We start from the raw sequence: 25,187 nt of genomic DNA, 5'->3' as shown, positions 1-25,187 counted from the left end.
GTTTTTGCAAGGGCCTGGAGCTCTTGAACGCAGGAGGTGTGGGTAGGGCCGAACGCAAGGATGATCCGCGGACGGGATGCCGAGTCTTAGGATCTGGGAACCGCAGGGAGGATGGGGAACATGGCCGGGAGCAAACTAAGGGTTGCGCTGTTGGCCGGAGGTGTCTCGGCGGAAAGGGAAGTGTCGCTCAAAAGCGCCCAGCAGGTGCTTCACGCTTTGGACAAAGAAAAATACGAAGTCTTTCGCTATGATCCACGGGAAGATCTGCCGCGGCTGGTGCAGGATGCATCCCGCATCGATGTGGCGCTCATCATTCTGCACGGTCGGTTGGGAGAAGACGGGACCATTCAGGGTTTCTTGGAATCTTTAGGGATTCCGTACCAAGGCAGCGGCGTTTTGGGCAGCGCCGTAGCCATGAATAAGATCGTGAGCAAGCGCCTTTACGAACAGGCCGGCATTTCGGTGGCCCCCTATGTGGTGATCGATCGCCGAGACCCGTCGGCCTGTGAGCGTATTGTCCAAGAGCTGGGCCTGCCCGTGGTCATTAAGCCGGAACATGAGGGATCCAGCATTGGGTTAAGCATCGTGCGTCACGAAAAAGACTTACCCCAAGCCCTGGACAAAGCATGGGCTTACGATCGGCGATGTCTGGTGGAAAAGTACATTCCCGGCATTGAAGTGACCGGCGGGGTTCTGGGTAATGATGATCTGCAGGCTTTACCCCTGGTGGAAATCGTTCCCGGGAATCAATATGAATTTTTTAATTATGAAGCCAAGTACACTCCGGGAGCCAGCAAAGAAATCTGCCCGGCGCGCCTTTCCCCGCCTTTGACGCAAAGGGCTCAGGAGCTGGCGCTGCGGGCGCATCGCGCCCTGTGCTGCCGTGGCTACAGCCGAACGGATATGATGGTGCATGTGGAGACGGAGGAGATTTACGTTTTGGAAACCAACACCATTCCGGGCATGACGCCCACGAGCCTTTTCCCTCAGGCCGCCGCCGCCGCGGGTCTGTCCTTTTCTCAACTGCTGGACCGACTCATTGATCTGGCCCTGGAGGACAGGAGGTAAGTACCAAGGGACAGGCACCAGGTGATGCAGACCGCGGTGACGAGGCGCGGCACCCAGAGCCAAAAAGGCGGCAGTCCCAAAGGCAGAAACAGCATGGGATCCTCCACCATGGAATGATTGACCCCGATGGACAAATGCAGCGCCTCCAGTTCCCGCCGGGTCAAGGCGGCATTTTTGGCTTCTTCCACGATGACCGCTCCGCCGTAAGCCAACCCAAAGGCCACCGCCGTCATCCACAACACGCCGACCCGATGGGACAGCCCCATGACCCGCAACAGGGGCCGAACCGCCTTCACGATCCATTCAATCCAATTACGCGCCTTGGCTGTTTCCAGCACGATCATGATGCCCATGATGATGCCAAAGATCTTGAGGCAGAGCTTTCCTGTAGCCACCATCCAAGTCAGCGTCATGTCCATAAAGCTTTGCGAAGCCGCTTGAGGCATGGCTTCCGAGGCCACATTCTGAGGCGTGGTGCCCAAGAAAAACTGCAACACATAAACCGTGGCCACAGCCGCCGCCACACGCACCAGCACGGCCTTCCAGGCGCGAATGCCCGACTGGGACTGTATGATGGTTTCCTGAATCATGTTGTGGCAGATGAGAATGAAATTGGCCAAAAGGATCATTTCGCCCGAGGTAAAGGGCAAAACCGACATGGCGGCGATCCCTCCATAAACACTGGTGAGCCCGCCGACGATCAAGGGCACGGCGCCGATGGCCGGAAGGCCCAAGTGATGCATCAAGGGTTTGAGCAAGGCCGTGATGACGTCCAATACGCCGGTCCAGGCCAGCAGCGCGGTGCCATAGGAGACGGGAACGATGATTTTTGCCATCCAGAGGAATCCGGACAGCCCTTTGAGAGCACCTTGCCGAAGAACTTCTCGCGTTGTCACCATGGGTGCCTATTCCCGTGCGCCGGGATTCACGGCTTCGTGAAGTAGCCTCGAGGAGCTCCCACGTTGTCAAAGGCCGAATTGAAATTGCGGTACAGGGAATGGTAGTCCCGAATGCGGTGCCATTTTTTCATGTATCCCGGAGGAAGATCCTTGACCATTTGCACACCTTTCCATTGCTCCGGCATGGGAAAGGCATAGTAAGGAAGGTCTTCGGGAACTCCACGTACGAGGACGACCTGGGGTATCACCCATTCCAAATAGGCCAGGTAGAGGCGGTGCATGCCGTCGTTGATGAGGTTCACCAGCCGGCCGTTGCGTTCCACGGATTCTTCCACCACTGGAGGCAGCAGATCCACGGCCTCCTCCTCTCCCTCTAGCCAAATTTTCAGGTAACCGTTGAGATGAAACAGGTCGAAACCAAACCGTTCCAGTTCCCACTTGAGGTGACGCACCTTTTGCAGCTCGTGCACCAGGACATAACGCTGGGCCGGATACAGGTCTTCCACGGGGATTTCTTCCAGACTGAGGGCCGCATCGCGGTAGACGTAGACGTCGGGTCTTTTGAGCAGCGTCACCCCCCGCAACCGTTCCAGCAACTCCTCCGCGCCACGATACTGCACTCGAACAACGCGCAGTTCCATATGCCTGCCCCTGTTCAAAAGAGGAAAGCCCGCTGTTGGCGGGCTTTTCTATAGTTGGGGCGGTAACCCCTGAGTGAATGATGAATGGTGGCGAGGCCCAGAATCGAACTGGGGACACGAGGATTTTCAGTCCACTGCTCTACCGACTGAGCTACCTCGCCAAAACCGTGCGCGAACTTACAGGATCGCTCTTGTCCTTGTCAAGGACTTTATCATGACCCTTCTTTCTCGTCTTCGTCCGGTTCGATATAAAAGCCGTCCTCCAGTTCCAGGACCAAACCATCCAGCGCCGGATCTTCATTCATGGGCGTTTTCTGTGGCCCTTCTTCGGGTTTCAGCTCCTCCGTCAAGGCGTCCAGATCCAAAACAAGCTCCTCATTCGAAGCCTGCGCAGCTTTGTCTTCCTTTGACGCCCCTTCTTCCAAGATGAATTCCTGTACGGCCAGCCCACCGTCGCGCTCTTCCATGAGGATGAACACGTCCTCTTCCTCACCCTCCGGGCCGGGTTCCGGAAAAGATTTCAGATCATCCTCATCCGGCGCATCGCCTTCCACGGACAGGACGTCCACCGCGCTTTCTTCCGCCCTAGGCGTGAATGGCTGCTCACGTTCCACGTCTGCCGCGTCAGGGGCTTCTCCTTCCAGGTCCTTGAGAAGATCGTCGGCCGACGCCAACTCTCGGCGAAGGTGTTCCAGAGCCTCTTCACTCAATCTTTCTTCATCCACGGACACCGCGAATTCAGAGGTATCTTCCACGTCGGACAAGTCGAACACGTCGACCTCTTCTTCCCCTTCATCGGCTCCCGCGATCTTCAAATCCAGGTCCTGCAATCCCTGGTCAAGACTTAAGGGTTGTTCTTCCACAACGGAATCTTCTTCACCCAAACCCTGTTCCTCTGAAGCCGCCTCGGACGGCTTCCGCATCGGCTGCGGCGCCAACAGGACCTCTTCCCCTTCATCCAGCAATTCCAAGGTGATTTCCTCTGTTTTTTCGTCCAGATCCACCTTAAGGTCGATTTCACTCAGCAAATCGAAAGGATCCGCCAGCTCTGGGGACGGCGCTTCTGCGGCCGCCGCCGCAGCCCCAGCTTTTTGGCACATGGCCAGCATCGCATCTACGAGAAAGGAAGGCACGGCCGGAGAAAAGTCCCACAGATTGAGCTCCTGCCGAACGGCTTCCAGGTCCCTTCCGCACTTGGCGCAGGTGCGCACATGATCAAACCCGACAAAACCACACTTTGTGCACTTCATGGCGTCTCCATCCTCGCTCCATTCCGGGCCTCTTGGTGAAACGCCTGTTTCCAGAGAACCTCCACGGCGGCCAACACCACCGTGCAGGCCGTTTCAAAGCGCAACACATGTTTTCCCAGGGACACAGGGACAAAACCTCGGGCTTGAAAGGCATGGCGTTCATGATCCGTCCACCCGCCTTCGGGTCCTACGGCCGCCACAATGCGCTGCATCACCGGATACCGGTCCCGAAGGGACAACAGGGTTTCTCGAGGCCCCGTTTCGCAGGCCAGAAGCCGGAGTTCCCCACTCTTATCCCGCGGCCTTTCTTCCAGCCGAACCCACACGTCTTCCAGAGAATCTTCAGCGTGCATTGTGGGAAGCCACATGCCGCCGCACTGGCACAGGGCTTCCTGGGCAATTTTTTGGTACCGCTCAAGCCTTCTGGCCTTCTGCGCCTCTGGAACAGTGTATTGACTGTGTTCCGCCTCAAAGAACCACAATTCGTGCACCCCCAACTCCACAGCCTGTCGCACCACAAGATCCATGCGATCCGATCGCGCCCATGGAATGAGAAGGGCCGTGCTCGTCTCCTCCCTGAGCTCCCGCGACACCTGCAGAATGTCCAAGGCCACTCGGCCCTGTCGATACCCGCGTATCCGTGCCCTAGCCTTTCGCCCTTGGCCATCGCGCAGTTCCACCACATCGTGGTGGCGATGTCGAAGCACCCGCCAGACGTGATGGGACACTTCGGGACTCAAAAGAACCGGCTCACCCGAAGCCTCCTTTAGGGATTCGCAAAAAAAACAGCGGCGCGTCATGCCATCTGAACTGATCCCCATGCCCCAAAGAAAAGAGCCGCCAAAGCCCGTCTTTTCCGAGCGGATTTGAGGCCTTTTCGGGCTGGCCCGAATCGGGCCGCCCTTTTAAAGGCCTAGGCTTTCACAGTACCATTTCGCAAGGCGTTCCCCCCAAAAGACATAGCACATGGCGCCCAGCGAGAGAAACGGCCCAAAGGGAATGCGCGTCACGAGCCCTTGTCGGGACCGAGCCATGACCAAAAGTCCCACGGCGGCGCCGACCACAGAGGAGACAAACACGGTGAACACCACCCCTTTCCACCCAATAAAGGCTCCGATCATCGCCAGCAGCTTGATATCTCCGCCGCCAAGCCCTTCGTGTTTTCGCCATTGCTCATACCCCCAGGCCACCGCAAAGAACAGCCCCCCGCCCAGCACAGCACCCGTCACGGAGTCGACCCAGGTGATGTGCGGCGATACGAGGGACGTTCCCAGACCCAGCACCAGACCTCCTAGAGACAACACATTTGGGATAAGGTAGGTGTCCAGGTCGATGAAAGCGATGAGCAGCAACAGGGTTCCAAAAGCGAAAAAAACGAAAAACGACGCGCTCCATCCAAAGATGTGAAACAATCCCGAGGTCATGAGTCCCGTCAAGAGTTCCACGGCGGGGTAGCGCCAGGATATAGCCTGTCGGCACTGCCGACATCGGCCTCGAAGCAGCACAAAACTGATGAGCGGCAGATTGTCATACCAGCGAATGAAGGCGCCGCAGGCAGGGCATCGCGACGGCGGACTCACGATGGATTCGCCTCTGGGCCACCGGTAAATGACCACATTGTAAAAGCTGCCCAGGCAACACCCAACCATGAACGCCACGGCGGGTTCAATCCAGGGTGCCAACGGTTCATACCCCATGGCCTGGTTCCCTGCACTCCCTAAGATTCCACGGGGGCTTTGTAATCACAGCCTGCACGGGCGCAGGTCATGTATTGATCCCCTTTTTTGCCGGCCTTGAGCAACAAAGCTGGAGAACCGCACTGAGGGCATGTGCCGGCAATGGGCCGATGCCACAGCATCACATGACAGTCGGGATAACGTGTGCACCCGTAAAATTTTCTTCCCCTCTTGCTGTAACGCTCCACAATCTCCCCATCACAGCCTTCTCGAGGGCACGCCACCCCCAGGCTCACGGGCCGCGTGTGCTTGCACTGAGGGTACGCGCTGCAGGCGAGGAATTCTCCGAACCGGCCTTTTTTCAGCACCATGGGACTGCCGCACCGTTCACACATCTGGCCCGAGGATGCCCGTTCCTCCAACTGGATTTGCCCTTTTTCGTCCCGGCGATAGTTGGAGGTGAATGGGCACTGAGGGTAATTGGCGCAAGAGAGAAAGGGCCCGTTGCGGCTGAATCGTATGTGCAAAGGCCCACCGCACTTCGGGCAACTGACCCCCGTGGGCAGGCCGCCCACCTTGAGGTTCAGCATCTTTTTTTGGGCTTCGCTGAGCGTGGTGTGAAAGCGTTCGTAGAATTCTTCCAAGACCTTGAGGTAGGGGCATGTGCCCTTTTCCACCTCATCCAGACTGTGCTCCATTCTAGCCGTAAATTCCACATCAACGATTTCGGGGAAATGGGCCGTCAAGAGATCGTTGATGAGCAGGCCCAATTCGGTGGGCACCAGTTGCCTTCGGTTTTCCTGAACGTATTCTCGGTCCAGGATGGTCGTAACGATGGTCGCGTAGGTACTGGGACGGCCGATACCCCGTTCCTCCAGTTCCTTGATCAGGCTCGCCTCCGTATACGGAGGAGGCGGCTGCGTAAAGTGTTGCTTGGGAAGGAGCTTGTGAAGATTCAAGGGTTGTCCTTCCACGAGCGCCGGAAGACGTCCATGAGCCGTTCCGTCTTTTTCCTCGGCTTCCTCGTCGTCACTTTCCGTATAGAGGACCATGAAGCCGGGGAAATCCACAACCGATCCCGTCGCACGAAACAAATGGGCGAGGCCGCCTCTTTTCCATGCCCCTTCCAACATGTCCTCATTCCCTTGGTCCTGCCCCTCGGCACGGGCTTCAATGGTCACGGTCGTCTGGGCAATCTGAGCCGGGCTCATTTGAGACGCCACAAACCGCTTCCAGATAAGGCCGTACAGGGCCGCTTCGTCACGGGACAGGTACCGTTCCAAGGACTCCGGGGTTCGCGCCACATCGGTGGGCCGAATGGCTTCGTGAGCGTCCTGCGCTCCGGCCTTTGTCTTGTACACATTGGGCTTGGAAGGCAGATACGGCGCCCCGTAGCGCTCGCCGATGTAGGCTCGCACGGCCTTGAGAGCATCGTCGGAAAGGCGTGTGGAGTCCGTGCGCATGTAGGTGATCAATCCCACAGCACCTTCATCGCCGATGTCCACACCTTCGTAGAGTCTTTGGGCCACGCGCATGGTTTTTTTTGCGGAAAAACGCAATTTTCGCGCCGCCTCCTGTTGCAGCGTGCTGGTAATGAAGGGAGGCGAAGCGTTCTTGCGGCGCTGTTTTTTTTCCACCTTGAGCACTCGAAAGGTGTTTCCTTCCAAGGCCCTAAGCACCGCTTCCGTCTGCTCTTTGGAATGCAGCTTGCACTTCTTGGTCCCGATACGCCACAGCTTGGCTTCAAAGCGCTCCGCCGTGTCCGTGACCGTTGCCTCCCGCTTCGGGGACAGCTCGGCTGTCAGGGTCCAATATTCCTCGGGAACGAACTGCTGGATTTCCCGCTGCCGCTCACAAATGAGTCGCAGGGCCACGGACTGAACCCGTCCTGCGCTCAGCCCCCGTTTGACCTTTTCCCACAGCAGGGGAGAAATGAGATAGCCCACGAGACGATCCAGGATGCGGCGCGCTTGTTGCGCATCGTAGAGATTGGGGTTGAGTTGTCCCGGGTTTTGCAAAGCCTCTCGAATCGCCTTTGGCGTCAGTTCATAAAAAAGAACGCGATAAAGGGGCTTGCCGTTGATTTTCAATTCTTCCGCAATGTGCCACGCAATAGCCTCCCCTTCCCGATCCGGGTCAGGCCCGAGATAGACGGCTTGGGCTTTGGCGGCCGCTTCGCTCAGTTCCTTGAGCACCTTTTTCTTGGTGCGCAGAACCTGATACTCGGGCTTGAACTGGTTTTCCACGTCAATGCCCAGCTTGGTTTTGGGCAGGTCCTTGACGTGGCCCACGGAAGCTTTCACGATGAAATCCTTCCCCAGGTACCGGTTCAGTGTGTTGGCTTTGGTGGGACTTTCCACGATCAAAAGCGACGGCGCCATTGTTCCCCCATGAATTCCAGGTCATTTCTTCATTCGGCATTTCCGATGAAGCGTTAAAGTGAATTTGTCAGACTCTTTCAGAGAGCCGCATAAAATACTTGCCCGGCATCTGACGCACAAGCCCTTTGAGTTCCAGCGCCAGAAGGGTGGCTGTAACAAGGGACACATTCAGGCCGCTTTCTCGGCACACTCGGTCCACATGGACGGGTTCATCGCCGAGACATTTCAAAAGAGCCGCTTCGACACTGGACAATTCCACGGAACTTGGGGTCGGCGCGGCGGCTTGAACATCGACGGGCAGCGTGCTGGGGCGAATCATGGGTCGAATCTGTTCCAGAATGTCATCGGCCGTTTCCACCAGGGTGGCTCCTTGACGAAGTAAAAGGTGAGGGCCCTGGCTGAGCACACTCCGGGCCATGCCGGGAACGGCAAAGACCTCACGACCCTGCTCCAAAGCACACCGCGCCGTGATGAGCGAGCCGCTCTTTGCGGTGGCCTCCACCACCACAACCCCCAGGGCCAGACCACTAATGATTCGGTTTCTTTGGGGAAAATGCCCGGCCAAGGGCGGCGTGCCCAACTGAAATTCGGTCAGCAGCGCTCCATGCTCCATCACCTCGCGTCGAAGATCCACGTTGGGCCGAGGGTACATCACATCCAAACCGCAGCCCAAAACCGCCAAAGTGCGCCCTTCCCCTTTGATGGCACCACGATGGGCGGCGCTGTCAATCCCCAAAGCCAAGCCGCTTACCACCGTCACCCCGCGCCGCGCCAAATCCGCGCAGAGTTTCTCCGTAAAGACAAGCCCCATGGGTGAGGCACATCGGGATCCCACGACGGCAACGGCCACAAGGTCTCGAAGTTCCGGAGCGCTTGTGACGTAAAGAACTGCGGGTGGGTCGGGAATGCTCTTCAGATTTTCAGGATAATCGGAATCGCCCAGGCAGATGAGACCCCAGCCGCGCTCTCGCAGGGCACGCCATTCCTTTTCCACGGGGCGGATCGTGCGGCCTGCACGCAAGGCGGCTTTCGCTTCTCGTCGCAGCCCGGGAACAGAGTCCAGATCCGCACTTGTCCGTGCCGCCCAGGCCGCTTCGGCGGACCCAAAACACTCCAAAAGCCGCAATATGGAGATGTTGCCCAGTTCCGGGGTGAGCTTGAGCGAAAGCCACACCCGCGTATTCTTATCCAGCTCGGTTCGCACGGCAGGGGAACCCTCAAAAACCTTTTTGAAGACGGCTCCTCAGTGCACCCCGTTCTTTTTGCCTAACCATGACTCCGCTGAGAGAATCCTTTGGGAGGTCCTGGCGGATTTTGTCCATCTTTTCACCGATGCGGCCGTTGATCCGATCCATGCGCAGGATGAGGTCGGCATGAACCCTGTCCACCCGCGCATTCGTCTCGTCGATGCGTTTGTTGTTTTCATCAAGACGTCGACTGTGCTCGACAAGCTGTAATAAGATGGTGTCAAGGCGAGTGTTGAAGTCGTCCAGGCGCTTTTTCACGCCGTCGACACGGATTTCCAGTTCGCGCAGTTCCCCTTTGATCATTCTCAATTCCGGACCGATCAATTCCTGAATGACCGACCGAATGGTCTCTTTCATGTCCAAAGCACGCTTTCCTTTCGTGACGACCACAGGGGCTTTCGAAAAATCTCTCGTCACACGGCCTCGAGGCGTGGCCTTATACAAAAGCTTATCGAATCCCTCTTGGGGGAGCAACCCAGAGCGGCGTTGCCCCGGGTCGCTATGCCTTCAAAAGCCACCCTTTGAAAGGGTGTTTAAGTTCCAGATGGTCCTGAAACGTTGAGTCTCTTCGCTCACGGCATTCTCCCATGGAGGAATCCAGGGGGACTCGCAAAAAAGGAGCTCGACAGAGTTAGGGTTCCCCGGGAGAAGGTGAGGGCCGAACGATGGGTCCAGGTCGAGGCTGTGGAACCAAAGGTCTCCGTGGCCGGGCCACAGTCTAAAGTCCGGTCAGAAAGATTCCAAGAATTTTCTGAATCAGCCCGTTGGAGAAAGCTTTCATGAAACGGGCTTATGCAGGAAGCGATGAAGCACTTCAGAGGCGCGGTTTTTTCCGGTTTGAGGAATGCCCTATGGCCCCGGGGGCACCCTCGGGGCCATAGGGCCATGAAGTCATTAAGGCGAGTCGCGAAAAACTTCAGGGTCGGCTTGTCTTCCAGGAGCGGCAGGCGTTCCATGCCCGACCCGTTTTCTTGAACGGGCCAACAGGGTCCCTTCTTGCCCACCGCGGCATACCGCAGGGGACTCATGTCCTTAATCAGTTGCACCGCCTCATCAAAGGCCTGCGCTCGGTCGGTCGGAACCAGTCGCCGTTCAGTCGGCGAAGCAGCTCTTGAATAAGGTCAAAGTCCGGTTTGGCTTCACCGGGAGGGGTCATGACGGGAGAGAGCTTTTGCATGCGCCGCTCGCAATTGACGGCCGTGCCCTCCTTTTCCATGAAGGCGGCCCAGGGCAGCACTACGTGAGCGTACTGCGCCGCTCGCGTCGTGGCGCAGTCCTGGACGATGAGAAGCGGCAACTTGGCCAAAGCGCTTTCCACGGCACGTTCCGGCAAGCCCAGTTCAAAGGGGTCCACACCAACCAGGTACAGGGCTTTGAGGTCCCCTTTTTCCACCGCTTCATACATTTGCGGCCAGCTCAAGCCGGCATCCCCCGGAACCTCCACACCCCATAGGTTGCCGACCGTCTTGCGCGCCGCCGCCTGGGCCACACTGCGATATCCCGGAAGATACTTGGGCCACGCGCCGAAATCCGCAGCCCCTTGGGCGTTTCCGGTTACCCCCATGGCCGCGAACCCACCCCCGGGGATCCCCACCGACCCCAAAAGCATCTGGAGGGCTGCTCCCATGCGATAAAGGGTCTCATTGGCGGGTTCCTGACCCATATCTTGTCCGTAGATGAGAAACGCCGGCCTTCGAGAGGCGTAGAGTCGAGCGGCTTCCTGAATTTCTTGTTCAGAAAGGCTCGTGCGTTCCGCCACATCCTGTAGACTGATCTTTTCCAGACTTCGTTCCAGCTTGTCGAATTCCTGCGTGTACTTGTCCACGAACGAAGCATCGTAGAGCTTTTCGGAAACGATGACCTTGAGAAATCCGCACAGCAGGCTGGATTCCGATCCGGGCCGTAGGGCCAGATGACGCTCCGCGTTTTTCGTTAAACCCACACGATCCGGATGCGCCACGATCATCGCGGCGCCTTCACGCACCGCCTTGCGAGCGCGCAAGGCCGCGATGGCATGCCTTTCCAAAGTGTTGGATCCCAGAACAAGCAAACTCTTGGCCAAAGCGATGTCGTCCAAGGGATTGGTCATGCCCCCCAGCCCAAAGCGCTGCTGAGCCCTTCATAGAGCGGCAGTTGCCACGGGCCGGCCACGTTGTCCACATTGTTAGAGCGCAAAGCGCCGCGCGCCAGCTTCTGCAGCAGGTAATATTCTTCATTGGTGAGCATGCCGCCAGCCACGATCCCGACTGCCGAGCCTCCATGCTTTTCGACGATTTCCGCCAGCTTCGCCGCCGCCAAATCCAGAGCCGCATGCATGGGCGCTGGCGCCTGTTCCCCAGACGGGCCGCGCACGAAAGCACTCTGCAAGCGATGGGGGGTATTCACGAAGTTGTAGTTGAAGCGTCCTACCTTACATAGGGCCCCTGTGTTGGCGGGGGCCTCAAAGTCCCCGTGGACCGTCACCACCTTGCCTTTGTGCGTGTCATAGACGGCGCCGCACCCCATGGGACACTGCAGGCAGATGGTCGTTCCTTTGCGCAATTCCCAGGCACGCACTTCATAACGGCCGGCCCGAAAACCAATGGCATCCACAGGGCAAAAGTCCGCACAATGGCCGCAGAATTCGCAGCCGGCATCCTGCAAGGGCAACTCAAAGGCCGTGGAGATGCGTTGTTCAAAGCCGCGCCCCACTTTGGTCCAGATGTCCGCCCCTTGCACGTCATGACAGGCGCGAATGCATCGCCGACACAGCACGCACTTGTTCATGTCGATATGCAGATAAGGGTTGGGGTCCGAATCCACCGGATGTCTGTGGCGTTCTCCAGGATAGGCATCAGGTTTGACGCGATGCCGGTAAGCCAGCTCCTGCAGCTCGCAGTCCCCTGTGGCTTGGCAGGTCATACAGGCATTGGGATGATCCGACAGCAGGAGTTCCAAAATGCTCTTTCGCGATTCCTGAACCTTTTCCGAATCCGTTTCAATCACCATACCCTGGCGGGCCGGAAAGACACGGGCGGCCACAAGCGTCGACCACCCTCGACGCACATCCTCCACGACACAAATGCGGCAGGCTTACTCCAAAGGCAGATACGGGTGGTAGCACAACGTGGGAATATACACTCCCGCCTTCTTTGCCGCATCGAGTATGGTCGCGCCCTCTTCCACCTGCACTTCTTGGGCATTGATCTTAACGTGATCGTCGCCATATGTCCCATCCCTCTTCCGGTGCTTTCCTTTCGTTTCCCGAATCCGCGCCGTGCCGAGGGACCCGCCTACTTGGCTTTTATGTTCTTGGGCGCCATGCGCTCGCGAAAGGCCTTCTTCTTTTGGATTTCCACCAGCGGCTGGCAAACGCCTGCGCGGCATTCCTTCTTTTCGATATGCTCCAAAAACTCGTCTCTGAAATACGTGATGGCGCTCAGCACCGGCTTGGTGCTTGTCATGGCAAATTCACAGTGCGGAGCCAAGATCATGGTCTCACACAGTATGCCCAGCTGCTCCAAATCTTCCATGGTTCCCGCGCCGCCCACAATACGCTCAAGGCTCTCTTCCATCCTCTTGATGCCTAAACGACAGGGAACACACTTGCCACAGGAGAGGCCTTCTTCAAAATCCAAAAAGTACTTGGCCACATCGACCATGCACACGGTGTCGTCAATGGCGGCCAAAAGGCCGCTGAAACGATCGTAAAGCACATCGGGGCGGTAAGAGCGGTCAGGGGTGATGGAAAGGTAAGGAAAAAGAAGTCGACCCTTCACAAGGGTTTCGCGAGCAACGTCGGCCGCCGCCTGGGGAGGCACACCCAGATAGAAAAACCCTTTTTGTGGAAATCCCAGAAACGGTCCCTGACGGCATGTGCCGGAACACCCCGTTTTGGCTTCTCCGACCCTGATCTGCAGCCCGTGCTCTTCCAGAGCCTTTTGCAGGGCATCCTTTAAGGCCGCCGCATCGCACGAACAGTCCCCTCGCGGTGTGCACACGGTCACACACGCCTTTTTGGATGCGGGGTCGCAAAACGTCCGTTCACTAGACAGCGGCGTGCGGTCCGATTCCCTGCTCTTGGGGGTCGCCATGTCCACCGCCGCACGGACGCCAGCCCGAACCTTTTCCTCCATATAGTGCTTGAGATCTCTTAACCGTTCCCGCATTGTCCTATCCTTGTTCCGTTTCAGACGGCAGCGGCGCTTCGGCTAGGGCAGCACCGCGACGGTCGCTTCCGCCAGCGCCACAAAGCGATCGGGAAAGATGCCCACGTACACCATGGCGATCACCAGTGCGGCGCTTATCACCCGCGTCCAGGTGTCCACGCGCACGGGAGGGTATTCTCGAACGGGTTCCAAAAGGTAGGCGGCTTTGATGACGATCAGATAGTAGTAAAGGGATATGGTGGCGTTGATCATGCCGATGATGACCAGCATGAGGTATCCCTTTTCCAAGGCCGCCGCAAAGACCAGAAATTTACCAGTAAAGCCCAGCGTGGGCGGAATGCCGGCCAGGCCGAAGAGCGCTAGCATGAGGGTCATGGCCAGCATGGGGGAACGCTTATGTAAGCCCGCCAATTCCCGGATCTGCAGGTTGTGCCCGTCCGGAGCCACTCGAATGATGACCATGAAGCAGGCAAAGTTCATGACTAAATACGCCAAAGCATAGTAGACCGCGCTGGAATACCCCCGTTGGGTCATGCACAAAATGCCGATGAGCATATAGCCCGCGTGGGCGATACTGGAATAGGCCAAAAGCCGCTTGATGTCTTTTTGCACAATGGCCACCAGGTTGCCGAAGGTCATGGACACGACCGAGAGCACCACCAGGATCTGCACCAGCAGTTCTGACTGCCCGGTACTCATGCCCACAAACCGAATGACCATGGCGGCAGCGGCTATCTTGGATGCCGTGGCGATGTAGGTGGTCACTTGATTGGCCGCCCCCTGGTAGACGTCCGGAGCCCAAATATGGAACGGGAACAAGGCCTGTTTGAAGAAAAAGCCGCCAAGGGCCAGCACCAGGCCCACGAGAGCCGCCGGTTGCTGCAAAAGGTGCGGCAGTTTCTGCACAATGTCCACCACATAGGTGCTATGGGTGACGCCGAAGAGATAACTCATGCCGAAAATCATCAGGGCTGAAGCCGTCGCGCCCACCATGAAATACTTGATGCCCGTTTCCACGTATTCATCGGCACGATGCCGCATGGGCACCAGCAGATAGAGCGAATAGGACGAGAGTTCCAAGGCGATGTAAATGGTGAGCAGCTCCACGGCGCTCACCAACATCATCGTGGCCAATGTGCACACGGCCAGCAAAAAGTAAAATTCACCGTGCTTTCTCGCCTCAATGCCGTGAAGCTCATCGCACACCAAGACCACGAAAAACATCCCCAAGGCCAGGAGCACCTTGAACACTTGGCTGAACAGATCCACCCTGTAGGAGTCGAAAAACAGGAACCCCTCCATGCGGGCGCATGCCACCGTCACCGCCAGCCCGATGCCCGCCAAGGCCACCGCCCAGCGGTAGAGACGCCTCGGGTCCGCTTTCTTTTCCAGAGAGCCGATGAAAAACACGGACGCCACAGCCACATAATACAGTTCGGGGGTAAACAGGGTCCATTTCATCATGACCAATTCATCCCTCGTCTCGCTACAGGCTGTTCACAAAAGGAACTACGGCACTTTGGATCACGTCCAGAATGAGTCTCGGGAACAGACCGAAGAAAATTAAAATCCCTATCAAAATGATGCGCGGAGACGCCAAAAAGAGGGGCACATCGGGAATGTGTTCCCACCTGGGGTTCTTGTCCCCGTAAAAGGTTTTCTGCACCACCCGCAGCATAAACAGAGCGCTCACCACCAGCCCCGAGACCGCCAAGATGCCGCGCAGCGGATAAGTCTTCACCGCGGAAATGAACACCAAAAGCTCCGCCCAGAAACTGCTCATGCACGGCACCCCGATGCCGCAAAAGGCCGCCACAATGAAGAAGGCGGAGGCCTTGGGCATGGTCTTGGACAATCCGCCCAGTTCCGGGATCATCTTGGTATGGGTCTTGTCATAAATGTAGCCCACGGCGGAAAAGAACAGAGCCGTCATGATGCCGTGGGAAAACATTTGAAAAACGGCCCCGTTGATGCCGTCCACCGTCATGGTGGCCAACCCCAGACCCACAATGCCCATGTGGGACACACTGGAGTAGCCAATCACATACTTCAGGTCTGTTTGGGCCAAGCCCACAAAGGCCCCGTATACGATACCGATGGTGGCCAACAGCGCCATCAAATCCGCCCAGTACACCAATCCTTCCGGACACAGGGTCATGCCAACGCGTAAAATACCGTAGGCCCCCAGTTTCATGAGCACCCCCGCGTGGATCATGCTCACCGCCGTGGGTGCCGCCACATGGCCTACAGGAGACCATGTGTGGAACGGCCACACACCCGCCAGAATGCCGAAACCCAGATAGAGCATCACAAAGGCGATGCGCTGCACCTGGACGTCAAAGCCCAGCCGCTGCAGCTCAAAGAGATCAAAGGTGGTGCCGCCGGCCGCGGCCCATAGATAGAGAATGCCCGGAAGGATCAGCGCGCTCCCTGCCAGCAGGTATAGGGTGAGTTTCATGGCGCCGTATTCCTTGCGGGTACTGCCCCAGATGGCGATGAGCGGGTACATGGGAAAGAGCGACACGTCATACCAGACGAAAATAAAGAAGAGGTCCATGCTCATGAAGACGCCGTAAACCCCCGCCACCAGCAAGTATGTCAATGCGAAGTATTCCTTGACGCGTTTGTCCAGTTCCCACATGGTGAGCACGCCCGTAAAAAGCACCACGGCCGTTAGCAAAACCATGGGCACGTTCATGCCGTCCGCCGCTAGGAAATAATAAATGCCCAGGCTCTTGACCCACAGGACTCGTTCCACGAACTGGAAGCCGCCTTTTTGCGGGTCAAAGGCCACGTACAGGTACAGGCTAAGCACCAGGCCTATGGCGGCAAAACCCAGACTCACCTGCTTGACCAACTTGGGCCGATCATCGGGTATGAAAAGGATAACCAGCAGGGCCAGCAGGGTGGAAAACAGGATCGCCGAAAGGATCGGAAACTGCGCAAATTCCATTGCTGTCATAAGCATGCTCACTCGCGTCTAGACGTTCCCTTCGCTCTATTCGCGCCGCAGCCTTAGGTGGCGCTACAAGGCAAACACCAAGACCAGAACCCCCACGGCGGCAACCATGAGCACCAGATTGTATTGAAGCATCCCCGACTGGAGAAAACTCACCGCACGGCCGCCTCCAACCGTAAAACGACAAATACCGTCGATGCCTCCGTCGATGACGCGGCGATCGTTTCGCGTAAAGATATTGGTGAAACCGCAGTAGACCAAAAGATCCAAAGCCTTACGGTAAAAATGGTCCATATACCAGCGGTTGGCGAAGAGGGCTTCCGCGCGAGGAAACCTGCTGAGAAACCCTTTTTGCGTGGCCTTTTTCCACCCGAATTCCAGGTAAGCGAAAAACACACCGCCCACCGCCAGGCTCACCGCCGTGATGAGCAGCAGATAATGGCTCAACCCATGGCCGCCGTGTTCCGCCGCTTCCTGGCTATGGGCAACAGCTTCGTGTCCCAGCAGGTAAACCTGCAGCTCATTTTGGAAAAAGCCGAGCGCCAGCGTGATGGTGGCAAGAATCATGCACGGCCACGCCATGGCCCAAAACACATGGCCGTGGTGGCCTCCGCCGTGATCCTCCCTGTGGCCATGGCCGTGATGGTCCTCCAAAAGATGCGCCCCTTGCGCCGACGGTCGTGGAAACAAAATGAAGAAAATCAGCCGGAAACTATAGTAGGCGGTCATGAGCGCTCCAAGGAGACCGGCTCCCAAATAAATCTTGCTGGGATACCCGGCCAGCACACCGAGAATAGCCTCCTTGCTGAAAAAGCCGCTGAAGGGAAAAATCCCCGCCAAGGCCAGCGCGCCCACGGTCATACAGATCATGGGAATGATCAGCTTTCGGCCTCCTCCACGCCCGATCTCCCGCATATCGTTGGTGTGGTATTCATGAATGAAAATGCCGGAGCACAAGAACAAAAGGGCTTTAAAGCCGGCATGGGTGGTCAGGTGAAACACGCCGGCAAAATAGCCCCCCGCCGCCAGGCTCATGACCATAAACCCCAGCTGGCTGACCGTGGAATAGGCCCACACCTGCTTGATGTCATAGGTGACAAAGGCCATGGTGGACGCCAAGAGCATGGTGATGGTGCCGATGACCAGGGCCACCGCCATGGCATCAGGTGAGGCGGCAAAGAAGGAAAAGATGCGGCTCATGAGGTACACACCAGCGGCGACCATGGTGGCCGAATGCAGCAGGGCACTCACAGGCGTGGGACCTTCCATGGCGTCCGGCAACCAGGTCAAGAGTGGAAACTGGGCGCTTTTGCCCACCACGCCGCAAAAGATCAACAAAGCCCCGACGGTCACCACCCACGGGGAAATGTCCCCGGATTGCGCCGCCGCGTTCATGTGCTGAATGCCCAAGTCTCCAAAGCCCAAAAGAACGGTGATGATGCCCAAGAAGAAGCCGATGTCTCCAAGGCGGGTCATGACAAAGGCCTTCTTGCCGGCCTGCGAAGCGCTCCATTTTTCGTAGTAGTAGCCGATCAAAAGATAGGAGGCGAGGCCCACCAGTTCCCAAAAAATGTAGAATTGCAGCATGCCAGGCGCGATGACCATGGTCATCATGGCCCAGGCGAAAAGGGACTGAAAGGCGTAATAGCGGCTGAAGCCGGGATCCCCGTGCATGTATCCGATGGAATACACTTGAACGAGAAAACTGATCACCGCCACGATGTTGAGCATCAGCAGGCTCAGGCGATCCAAAAGGAATCCAAAGGGAATCACCATGTCGCTGGAAATGATCCAAGCCCATTGGTATTCCACGGCCGCCGGGGCGTGGCGCAGGGTAAGCAGCAGATACAAGGCGCTGCCCAAACACACCGTGATGGCACTCACCGAAATGGCGCATGAGACTCTCGGATAGGCTCGAGTGAAAATGAGAATGACCGCCATGGACAAAAACGGTAAGGTGGCACAGGCCAGAGCCGCGGTTAGAACGGAATCATGCGGTAGCCACATCATGGACATCGTCCTTCACACGCTGAAGTTACGGATGAGTCAAACCACACCAACCATAATGCAAGGGTTTTCAACCGCGCAGCCGTTGAGCGCGTTCGATGTTGATGGAGCGAAGCCTGCGGAAAAGCGCTAAAATGATGCTCAACCCGATGGCCGCTTCCGCCGCGGCAATGCCCATGACAAACAAGGTCACGATCTGCCCCACGGCCGGTTCGGGTGCCAGAAAGCGGTTGAAGGCCATGAAGTTCAGGTTTGCGCCGTTGAGCATGAGTTCGATGGAAATGAGCATACCGATGAGGTTACGGCGCATGAGCACTCCGAACAGTCCCAGGCTGAAGAGTGCCGCCGCGATGATCAAATAGACGGTGAGTGAGTTCACGAGGACAACCTCCGGCTGAATCCTGTGGTCACGATGGCGCCGATGATGGCCACCAGTAGTACCAGGGAGATGACTTCAAAAACCAAAGCATAACGCGTGAGCAGTAGGTGGCCGATGGTTGTGATGGTCCAGTCCGTCCCACGTTCCGCCGCCGGCTTCCAGGCCGTCTTCCAGGCCACGGCCGTGACGGCCACAAAGAAGAGGAAAGCCGCCCCGATACCCGCCGCCAGTTTGGGCATGCGCCTCTTGGGCACTTCCAGATGCAGAGGCCGGGAAAGCATGATGGCAAAGACGATGGCGATACAAATGGCCCCCACGTAGATCAGCAGCTGCATCAAAGCAAGAAAGAAGCTTCCCAGGTAAAGAAACAACCCTGCAACGCCGCTCAGGCACGCAATCAGACCCAGCACGTTGTAAACAATGTTTCGAGGAAAAACCGCCACAACGGCCCCTCCAAAGACGATGCCCACCACCATCCAAAAGGCGGCTTGGGCCAGGCTGTCCACTAAAAAACCTCCGCTCATGATCGGCTTTCCTCCATCCGCAAGACCAAGTCCACCACAGCGTCCCATCGAGAGTCGCCGGCCAGCTCGTACTCCGTCGAAAACTTCAGGGCCTGGGTCGGGCAGCTTTCCACACACAATCCGCAGAGGCTGCAGCGCGTATAGTCGATGACGTAATGGGTAGCGATCTTGCCGCTGCGGGCATGCGCCTTCACCCCTTGGACCTTGATCACACTGGACGGGCACACTCTCTGGCACGTTCCACAGGCAATGCACCCGTGGGTTCCTGTTTCCGGAAAAACCTTTAATTCAATGTGTCCTCGGTATGCCGGGGACATCTCCAGGTGCTTTCGAGGGTACTGCACCGTGACCACCGGCTTGAAAAGAGCCCGGCCCGTCACCTTCATCCCTTCGATGAGGCTCCGGCCTCCCAGCACGATGTCTTTCCAGTATCCCATAGCCGCCCTTTAACTCCGCTTATGCCTTTGTCGTCACACCGTCTCGAGCTGTCGGTGCCCTCACACCAGCCAAGGCCGTGATCACCTGTGCTTTAGTGGTTAAAGGTTATTGGATTATGAACCCTCACACCAGCTTGAGCACCAAGGCCGTGATCACCAGGTTGAGCATGCTCAGGGGAATGAGCACCTTCCATGAAAAGTTCATGAGCTGATCGAAGCGCACGCGCGGAAACGTCCATCGAAACCACATGAGCACAAAGAGGAGCACGTACGTCTTGGCCAGAAACCAGACCACGCCGGGAATCTTGAAACTGAACCCAAAGGGTCCGTGCCATCCCCCAAGAAACAGGCTCGTGGCCACAGCGCAGACGATGAACATGTTGGTGTATTCAGCCAGGAAAAAGAGGCCAAAGCGCATGCCGCTGTATTCTGTATGAAATCCAGCCACCAGCTCGGATTCCGCTTCGGGAATGTCAAAGGGGGCACGGTTCGTTTCCGCCGTGGCGCAGATAAAATAAATGAGCGCCGCCACAGGCTGCAGAAACACAAACCAGATGCGCTGTTGCGCCATGACCAGTTCGCTGAACCGAAAGGAATTCACCATGAGCACCACGCTCATAACCGAGAGAAGCAGTGGAATCTCGTAAGCCACGGCTTGGGCCACAGAACGAATCGCACCCAGTAGGGCATACTTGTTGTTGGACGCCCAGCCGCCCACTAAAATCGCCAGTACAGTAAACGTGGAAAAGGCAAAGATCAGCAACAGCCCCACATTCATGTCGCGAAGGATGAGGTTCGGGCCAAAGGGCAAGACTAAAAATGCCACTAAAACCGGCATGAAAACTAAAACAGGCGCGATCACAAAGAGCTTTCGGTCGGCTCGCGATGGCGTGATAAGCTCCTTGCCCACCAGCTTGATGCCGTCCACAATGGTCTGCAGCAAACCGTGCGGTCCCACTTCCATGGGGCCGAGACGGACTTGAATATGGCCGGCCACTTTCCGTTCCAGCCACACGAGAAAGAGGGCATTGAGCTGGCTGAACGCCAGGACGATGATCAGGCCCACGATGAGCCTCAGCCAATAGGCACCCGAAGTTGCGGCGGCTTCCATCATGTCCAAACGATCTCCTTCCGAAGTTGGTGCGGGCCGTCATTTCCTAAGCCCAGGCCTCATGGGCGGTCCCGAAGCCCCTCAACGGTCGATTTCCGGCACGACGATGTCGATGCTGCCCAGGATCGCAATGGCATCGGCCACAAGGGTTTCCTGCAACACCTCGGTCAAGCAATGCAGGTTGCCGAAGCTTGGCACCCGCACATGGACTCGATACGGATAAGGACTGCCATCGCTCACGAGATAGTAAGCCGTCTGCCCACGGGCGCTCTCAAAGGCGAAATACACGTCACCTCGTGGCGGCGTGAGTTTCAACCGAACGCGCTCCTGACGGTACGCTCCATCCGGCAGCTGCTCCAAGGCCTGCTCGATGATGCGGCAGCTCTGCTCCATCTCCTCCAGACGCACGCGGTAGCGGTCCAGAGCGTCCCCCCTGGTGCCCGTGGGGATCTCGAAATTAAATCTGTCGTAGACCTCATAGGGTTCCACCTTGCGCATGTCAAAGGGCACACCAGCCGCGCGAAGGTTCGGCCCGGTGACTCCAAAACGGCGCGCCAGGTCTTTGTCGATGATGCCCACACCCCGAACCCGATGAATAAAAATAACGTTTTTAGTCACCAAATTGTGGTAATCCGGCCATCGGCTTCGCAACCTTCGAATGAAGGCCCGGGTCTGATCGATGAACACCTCATCCACATCGCGAGCCACACCGCCGAATCGGCAGTAGCTGTAGGTCAGGCGAGACCCGGTGACACGGTCCAAGATGTCCAGAATGTTTTCACGATCGTCGAAGCAATACAGAAACGGGGTGAAGGCCCCCAAGTCCATGAGAAAGGTGCCGAACCACAAAAGATGGCTGGAAATGCGGTTCAGCTCAGCGCAGATTACTCGAATGTACTTGGCCCGCTCGGGTGGCTCGATGCCGGCAAGCTTTTCCACGGCCAGGCAAAAGCCGTGGTTGTAAAGCAGCCCCGAGAGATAGTCCATGCGGCTGGAATTGGGCATAAACTGCAGATAGGTGCGGTTTTCACCCATCTTCTCGTGACCGCGATGGCCATAACCGATGACAGGGTCCGCTTTGAGAATGTACTCGCCGTCCAGGGTGAGAAGCACGCGCAGAACGCCGTGCGTGCTCGGGTGCTGAGGCCCTAGGTTGAGACTGTAGAGCTGCTGCTGGACCGGTTGAGGAAAGTGATCAGCCATAAACTTCTTCCCGTTTTCGGTAAGCGTGAACCGTCCCGAAATCTTTGCGAAGCGGATAAAAATTCGCGTCTTCCGGAAGCAGAAGCCGCCTGAGATCCGGATGTCCACGGAAGCGCACGCCGAAAAATTCCCAGGCTTCGCGTTCCTGCCACAGGGCCGAGTCAAAGATGCCCGTCACCGTCGGGACTTCGCCGTCGTGGGGGCACAAAACCCGCACCGCCATGCGTGCCCTCGGTTCGTAGGTGTTCACGTGATAGACCAGCTCCAAAGTGTCTTGAAAGTCCAAGCCGGTCAAAGATTCCAGGTAAAAGCCGCACTCATTCAAGACCTTCATGACCGGAACCAAGGATTCCGTGGAACAGGACACCGTCCACGAGACTCCGGTTCGAAAGTCGGGATCCGCCGTCAGGGCCTTCTCCCCGAGGAGCTCCTGAAGCCGCCGCACCGCTTCGTCTTTTGCCGCCATGATCAACGCACCTTTTTCAGTCGCCGAAAACGGCGCAACACGTTGCGCTTTTCCCCTTTGGTAATCTTGTCTTCCAATGCCAGGATGCCCTGAATGAGCCCTTCCGGTCTGGGCGGACATCCCGGAATGTGAATGTCCACCGGCACAATGAGGTCCGCTCCAGGCACAATGGCATACTGGCCATCGTATTCAAAGGGCCCCCCGGAAATGGCGCAATTGCCCATGGCGATGCACCATTTGGGGTTGGGCATCTGGTCCCAAAGCATCTGGACCGCCGGCGCCATCTTTCTGGAAATGGTCCCGGCCACGATCATGACGTCCGATTGCCGCGGCGACGGGCGAAAAACCCCTGCCCCGAACCGGTCCAAATCGAAACGAGACGCCCCAGTCGCCATCATTTCAATGGCGCAGCAGGCCAGGCCAAAGGTCATGGGCCACAGGGAATTGGCCCGTGCCAGGTTGAGAAGGTCGTCCAGCAGTGCGAACTGGATTACCGGCTCTGTTCTTTGGTTTTCCACTCAAACACTCCTTTTCGCCACGCGTAGACGATCGCCAGGGACAAAATGCCCAGAAACAGCACCACCTCGATGCAGTCGCGAAACGTATACTGACCGTAGGCCAAGGTGACCGGAAAGAGATACAGGACATCCACATCAAAGGCCAAAAAGATCAAGGCGTAGATATAATAGGCCGCCGTAAACTGAATCCAGGCGCTCCCAATGGTCTCCATGCCGCTCTCGTAGGTTTCGTCCCGACGACGCCCCGTGCTGCGCGGCACAATAAGATGCGAGATGATGATGGGAATCACCGCGAAAACCACACCCACCAGAAGGTAAAAAGCGACGGCCAGAAAGTCTCCAAGCAGAACTTGCGGCACCATAAGACGTCCCTCTTATTCGATGGTGATCGCTTTGAACTTACACGTCTCGATACAGATACCGCACCGGGCGCAGACTTCTTCGTCGATCCCATGACACTCTTTGTTGACGCCAATGATGGCGTTTTCCGGACAGCGACGACGGCAGGCTCCGCAGCCCGTACACTTGTCCACATCGATGACATACTGGATCAAAGGCTTACAGATCTTGGCGGAGCATTTTTTGTCATAAACGTGGGCTTCGTATTCGTCTCGAAAATACCGAAGGGTGCTCAAGACAGGATTCGGGGCGCTCTTGCCCAGCCCGCATAGGGCCGTTTCTTCAATGGCGTGGCACAGGTCTTCCCACTTGGTCAGGTGCTCCGGAGTCCCACGCCCCTCGCACATGTCCACCCCCAGCTCATGCATGCGCTTGACGCCCACACGGCACGGAATGCATTTGCCGCAGGACTCCTCCACGAGGAAATTCAGAAAATAACGGGCCACATCCACCATGCAGGTCACTTCGTCCATGACGATCATGCCGCCCGAGCCCATCATGGAGCCGGCTTCCTTGAGCCTTTCAAAGTCTACCGGAAGATCAATGAGCCGCTCCGGCACGCAGCCCCCCCGACGGCCCGCCCGTCTGGACCGCCTTGAATTTCCGCCCTCCTGGAATGCCCCCTCCAATGTCCTCAATAATGGTGCGCAGCGGCGTCCCCATGGCCACTTCCACAAGGCCCGTGTTGTCGATCTTGCCCACTAAGGAGAAAATCTTGGTCCCCTTGCTGCGCTCCGTGCCGATGGAGGCGTACCAGGCGCCGCCGTTGTTGATGATAAGCGGCACATTGGCCCAGGTTTCCACGTTATTTAAATTGCTCGGGCGGTTCCACAGGCCCTTTTCCACCGTGTGAATGTGTTTGCCGCGAGGTTCTCCGATCTTGCCTTCCAAGGAAGCCATGAGCGCCGTGGATTCGCCGTAGATGAAGGCACCGGCGCCACGGTTCACATGAATGTCCAAGCAGAAATCGGTTCCCAAAATGTTTTCGCCCAATAGGCCGTATTCCTTGGCCTGATGAATGGCCCAGATGGCGTTTTCCACCGCCATGAGGTATTCAAACCGGACGTAGATGTAGCCCTCCTTGGCTCCGATGGCATACCCTCCGATGATCATGCCTTCCAGCACCTGGTGGGGATTGCCTTCCAGAAGCGAGCGGTCCATGTAGGCGCCAGGGTCCCCTTCGTCCGCATTGCACACGACGTATTTGATGTCTCCATGGGCCCGACGGCACGACTCCCACTTGACCCCCGTGGGAAATCCGCCGCCGCCGCGGCCGCGAAGCCCGGAAAGTTTGACTTCCTCGATGACCTGCTCAGGGGTCATGGACGAAAGCACCTTGGCCAGGGCGGAGTAGCCACCCCTCGAGATATAATCTTCAATATCCCGCACATAATTGCTGCCGGTATCTTTAAAGACAATGCGTTGCTGCTTGGCGAAAAAGGGGATCTCGTATTCATGGACGATGCGGTTGCCCGTAGTGGGGTCGATGTACAAAAGATCCTCAATGACCTCAGCGCCCAATACACTGCGTTCGGTGATCTCCGGAACGCGCTCCGCCTTGACTTTTTGGTAGAAAATCTCCTCGGGCTCAATGACCACAATGGGTCCCGCGGCGCAAAAGCCGTTGCATCCCGTGGGCACCACCAGATAGTCTCGATCCAGCCCCTTATCCGACAACACCTTCTCAAAGAGGTCCACCCGCTTCTGGCTTCCCTGGGAATGACACCCCGTTCCGTTGCACACGCGAATCCGCTTGCGAATGTGCTTGTGCTTTTCGAGGATCTGCTGTCGCAACGCGTCCAGATCTTGAATGCTTGTGAGCCGCTTCATGGTTTTTCACCTACGTGCTCTTGGCTTTGATCTCTTTAATCAAC

General features: G+C 57.2%; 24 protein-coding genes, 1 tRNA gene and 1 pseudogene. 1 reads left to right on the top strand and 25 read right to left on the bottom strand.

The window, feature by feature from the left end; genetic code table 11:
• The first annotated feature begins 120 nt into the window (after positions 1-120).
• Complete coding sequence (locus tag ACUVSA_RS08830; protein ID WP_445893197.1) at positions 121-1,068, top strand: D-alanine--D-alanine ligase family protein; 948 nt, start codon at positions 121-123, stop codon at positions 1,066-1,068.
• Here the strand turns inward: ACUVSA_RS08830 and ACUVSA_RS08825 are convergent.
• The 25 genes and pseudogenes from ACUVSA_RS08825 to ACUVSA_RS08705 form a co-directional block, all read right to left on the bottom strand.
• Positions 1,020-1,967 (bottom strand): iron transporter, encoded by a 948-nt coding sequence (locus ACUVSA_RS08825; protein ID WP_445894529.1) that lies wholly within the window; start codon positions 1,965-1,967, stop codon positions 1,020-1,022. The genes ACUVSA_RS08830 and ACUVSA_RS08825 overlap by 49 nt on opposite strands.
• Before the next feature lie 26 nt (positions 1,968-1,993).
• Entirely contained in the window at positions 1,994-2,608 is a 615-nt protein-coding gene (locus ACUVSA_RS08820) for a hypothetical protein (RefSeq protein ID WP_445894528.1), read from the bottom strand.
• Positions 2,609-2,693: 85 nt separating this feature from the next.
• Positions 2,694-2,769 (bottom strand) — tRNA-Phe (locus ACUVSA_RS08815).
• 51 nt (positions 2,770-2,820) lie between these two features.
• Entirely contained in the window at positions 2,821-3,858 is a 1,038-nt protein-coding gene (locus tag ACUVSA_RS08810; protein ID WP_445894527.1) for a hypothetical protein, read from the bottom strand.
• Entirely contained in the window at positions 3,855-4,679 is an 825-nt protein-coding gene (locus ACUVSA_RS08805) for an RsmE family RNA methyltransferase (RefSeq protein WP_445894526.1), read from the bottom strand. Before ACUVSA_RS08805 ends, ACUVSA_RS08810 begins: the two co-directional genes overlap by 4 nt.
• A gap of 84 nt (positions 4,680-4,763) precedes the next feature.
• A complete protein-coding gene (locus ACUVSA_RS08800; protein WP_445894525.1) occupies positions 4,764-5,555 on the bottom strand; it encodes a prepilin peptidase in 792 nt (263 codons plus the stop codon).
• Positions 5,556-5,575: 20 nt separating this feature from the next.
• Positions 5,576-7,915, bottom strand: coding sequence for a type I DNA topoisomerase (topA, locus tag ACUVSA_RS08795; protein ID WP_445894524.1), 2,340 nt, complete (start codon positions 7,913-7,915; stop codon positions 5,576-5,578).
• 67 nt (positions 7,916-7,982) lie between these two features.
• Positions 7,983-9,119: a DNA-processing protein DprA gene (gene dprA / locus ACUVSA_RS08790; protein WP_445894523.1), complete on the bottom strand. Its 1,137-nt coding sequence runs from the start codon at positions 9,117-9,119 to the stop codon at positions 7,983-7,985.
• Between the two features lie 13 nt (positions 9,120-9,132).
• Positions 9,133-9,519, bottom strand: a complete 387-nt coding sequence (locus ACUVSA_RS08785) for a coiled-coil domain-containing protein (RefSeq protein ID WP_445894522.1) — start codon at positions 9,517-9,519, stop codon at positions 9,133-9,135.
• A gap of 679 nt (positions 9,520-10,198) precedes the next feature.
• On the bottom strand, positions 10,199-11,251 hold the full coding sequence (locus ACUVSA_RS08780; RefSeq protein ID WP_445894521.1) for a molybdopterin oxidoreductase family protein: 1,053 nt from the start codon (positions 11,249-11,251) through the stop codon (positions 10,199-10,201).
• Positions 11,248-12,207 (bottom strand): 4Fe-4S dicluster domain-containing protein, encoded by a 960-nt coding sequence (locus ACUVSA_RS08775; protein WP_445894520.1) that lies wholly within the window; start codon positions 12,205-12,207, stop codon positions 11,248-11,250. Before ACUVSA_RS08775 ends, ACUVSA_RS08780 begins: the two co-directional genes overlap by 4 nt.
• Positions 12,208-12,234: 27 nt before the next feature.
• A complete protein-coding gene (locus ACUVSA_RS08770) occupies positions 12,235-12,528 on the bottom strand; it encodes a 2Fe-2S iron-sulfur cluster-binding protein (protein ID WP_445894519.1) in 294 nt (97 codons plus the stop codon).
• Positions 12,435-13,310 carry an NADH-ubiquinone oxidoreductase-F iron-sulfur binding region domain-containing protein gene (locus tag ACUVSA_RS08765; RefSeq protein WP_445894518.1) on the bottom strand — a complete coding sequence of 292 codons (876 nt, stop codon included), beginning with the start codon at positions 13,308-13,310 and terminating at the stop codon, positions 12,435-12,437. Before ACUVSA_RS08765 ends, ACUVSA_RS08770 begins: the two co-directional genes overlap by 94 nt.
• Before the next feature lie 42 nt (positions 13,311-13,352).
• Positions 13,353-14,774, bottom strand: coding sequence for an NADH-quinone oxidoreductase subunit N (locus ACUVSA_RS08760; protein ID WP_445894517.1), 1,422 nt, complete (start codon positions 14,772-14,774; stop codon positions 13,353-13,355).
• A 22-nt stretch (positions 14,775-14,796) separates the two neighbouring features.
• On the bottom strand, positions 14,797-16,272 hold the full coding sequence (locus ACUVSA_RS08755) for a complex I subunit 4 family protein (protein WP_445894516.1): 1,476 nt from the start codon (positions 16,270-16,272) through the stop codon (positions 14,797-14,799).
• 63 nt (positions 16,273-16,335) lie between these two features.
• Positions 16,336-18,279, bottom strand: a complete 1,944-nt coding sequence (locus ACUVSA_RS08750) for an NADH-quinone oxidoreductase subunit 5 family protein (RefSeq protein ID WP_445894515.1) — start codon at positions 18,277-18,279, stop codon at positions 16,336-16,338.
• 67 nt (positions 18,280-18,346) lie between these two features.
• Positions 18,347-18,655, bottom strand: coding sequence for an NADH-quinone oxidoreductase subunit NuoK (gene nuoK, locus ACUVSA_RS08745; RefSeq protein WP_445892284.1), 309 nt, complete (start codon positions 18,653-18,655; stop codon positions 18,347-18,349).
• On the bottom strand, positions 18,652-19,179 hold the full coding sequence (locus tag ACUVSA_RS08740) for an NADH-quinone oxidoreductase subunit J family protein (protein WP_445894514.1): 528 nt from the start codon (positions 19,177-19,179) through the stop codon (positions 18,652-18,654). Before ACUVSA_RS08740 ends, nuoK begins: the two co-directional genes overlap by 4 nt.
• Positions 19,176-19,616 (bottom strand): NuoI/complex I 23 kDa subunit family protein, encoded by a 441-nt coding sequence (locus ACUVSA_RS08735; protein WP_445894513.1) that lies wholly within the window; start codon positions 19,614-19,616, stop codon positions 19,176-19,178. Before ACUVSA_RS08735 ends, ACUVSA_RS08740 begins: the two co-directional genes overlap by 4 nt.
• Before the next feature lie 124 nt (positions 19,617-19,740).
• Entirely contained in the window at positions 19,741-20,727 is a 987-nt protein-coding gene (nuoH, locus tag ACUVSA_RS08730; protein ID WP_445894565.1) for an NADH-quinone oxidoreductase subunit NuoH, read from the bottom strand.
• A gap of 81 nt (positions 20,728-20,808) precedes the next feature.
• On the bottom strand, positions 20,809-21,930 hold the full coding sequence (locus tag ACUVSA_RS08725) for an NADH-quinone oxidoreductase subunit D (protein ID WP_445894512.1): 1,122 nt from the start codon (positions 21,928-21,930) through the stop codon (positions 20,809-20,811).
• Positions 21,923-22,396: an NADH-quinone oxidoreductase subunit C gene (locus tag ACUVSA_RS08720; protein WP_445894511.1), complete on the bottom strand. Its 474-nt coding sequence runs from the start codon at positions 22,394-22,396 to the stop codon at positions 21,923-21,925. The genes ACUVSA_RS08725 and ACUVSA_RS08720 overlap by 8 nt, the downstream gene beginning before the upstream one ends.
• A 2-nt stretch (positions 22,397-22,398) precedes the next feature.
• On the bottom strand, positions 22,399-22,914 hold the full coding sequence (locus ACUVSA_RS08715; RefSeq protein ID WP_445894510.1) for an NADH-quinone oxidoreductase subunit B: 516 nt from the start codon (positions 22,912-22,914) through the stop codon (positions 22,399-22,401).
• Positions 22,887-23,276, bottom strand: coding sequence for an NADH-quinone oxidoreductase subunit A (locus ACUVSA_RS08710; protein WP_445894509.1), 390 nt, complete (start codon positions 23,274-23,276; stop codon positions 22,887-22,889). Before ACUVSA_RS08710 ends, ACUVSA_RS08715 begins: the two co-directional genes overlap by 28 nt.
• A 12-nt stretch (positions 23,277-23,288) precedes the next feature.
• Positions 23,289-25,143 (bottom strand): annotated as a pseudogene (locus ACUVSA_RS08705) (NADH-ubiquinone oxidoreductase-F iron-sulfur binding region domain-containing protein).
• Positions 25,144-25,187 lie beyond the last annotated feature (44 nt).

The organism is Desulfosoma sp., from assembly GCF_052743555.1.
This window is presented reverse-complemented; position numbering and strand designations above follow the sequence as displayed.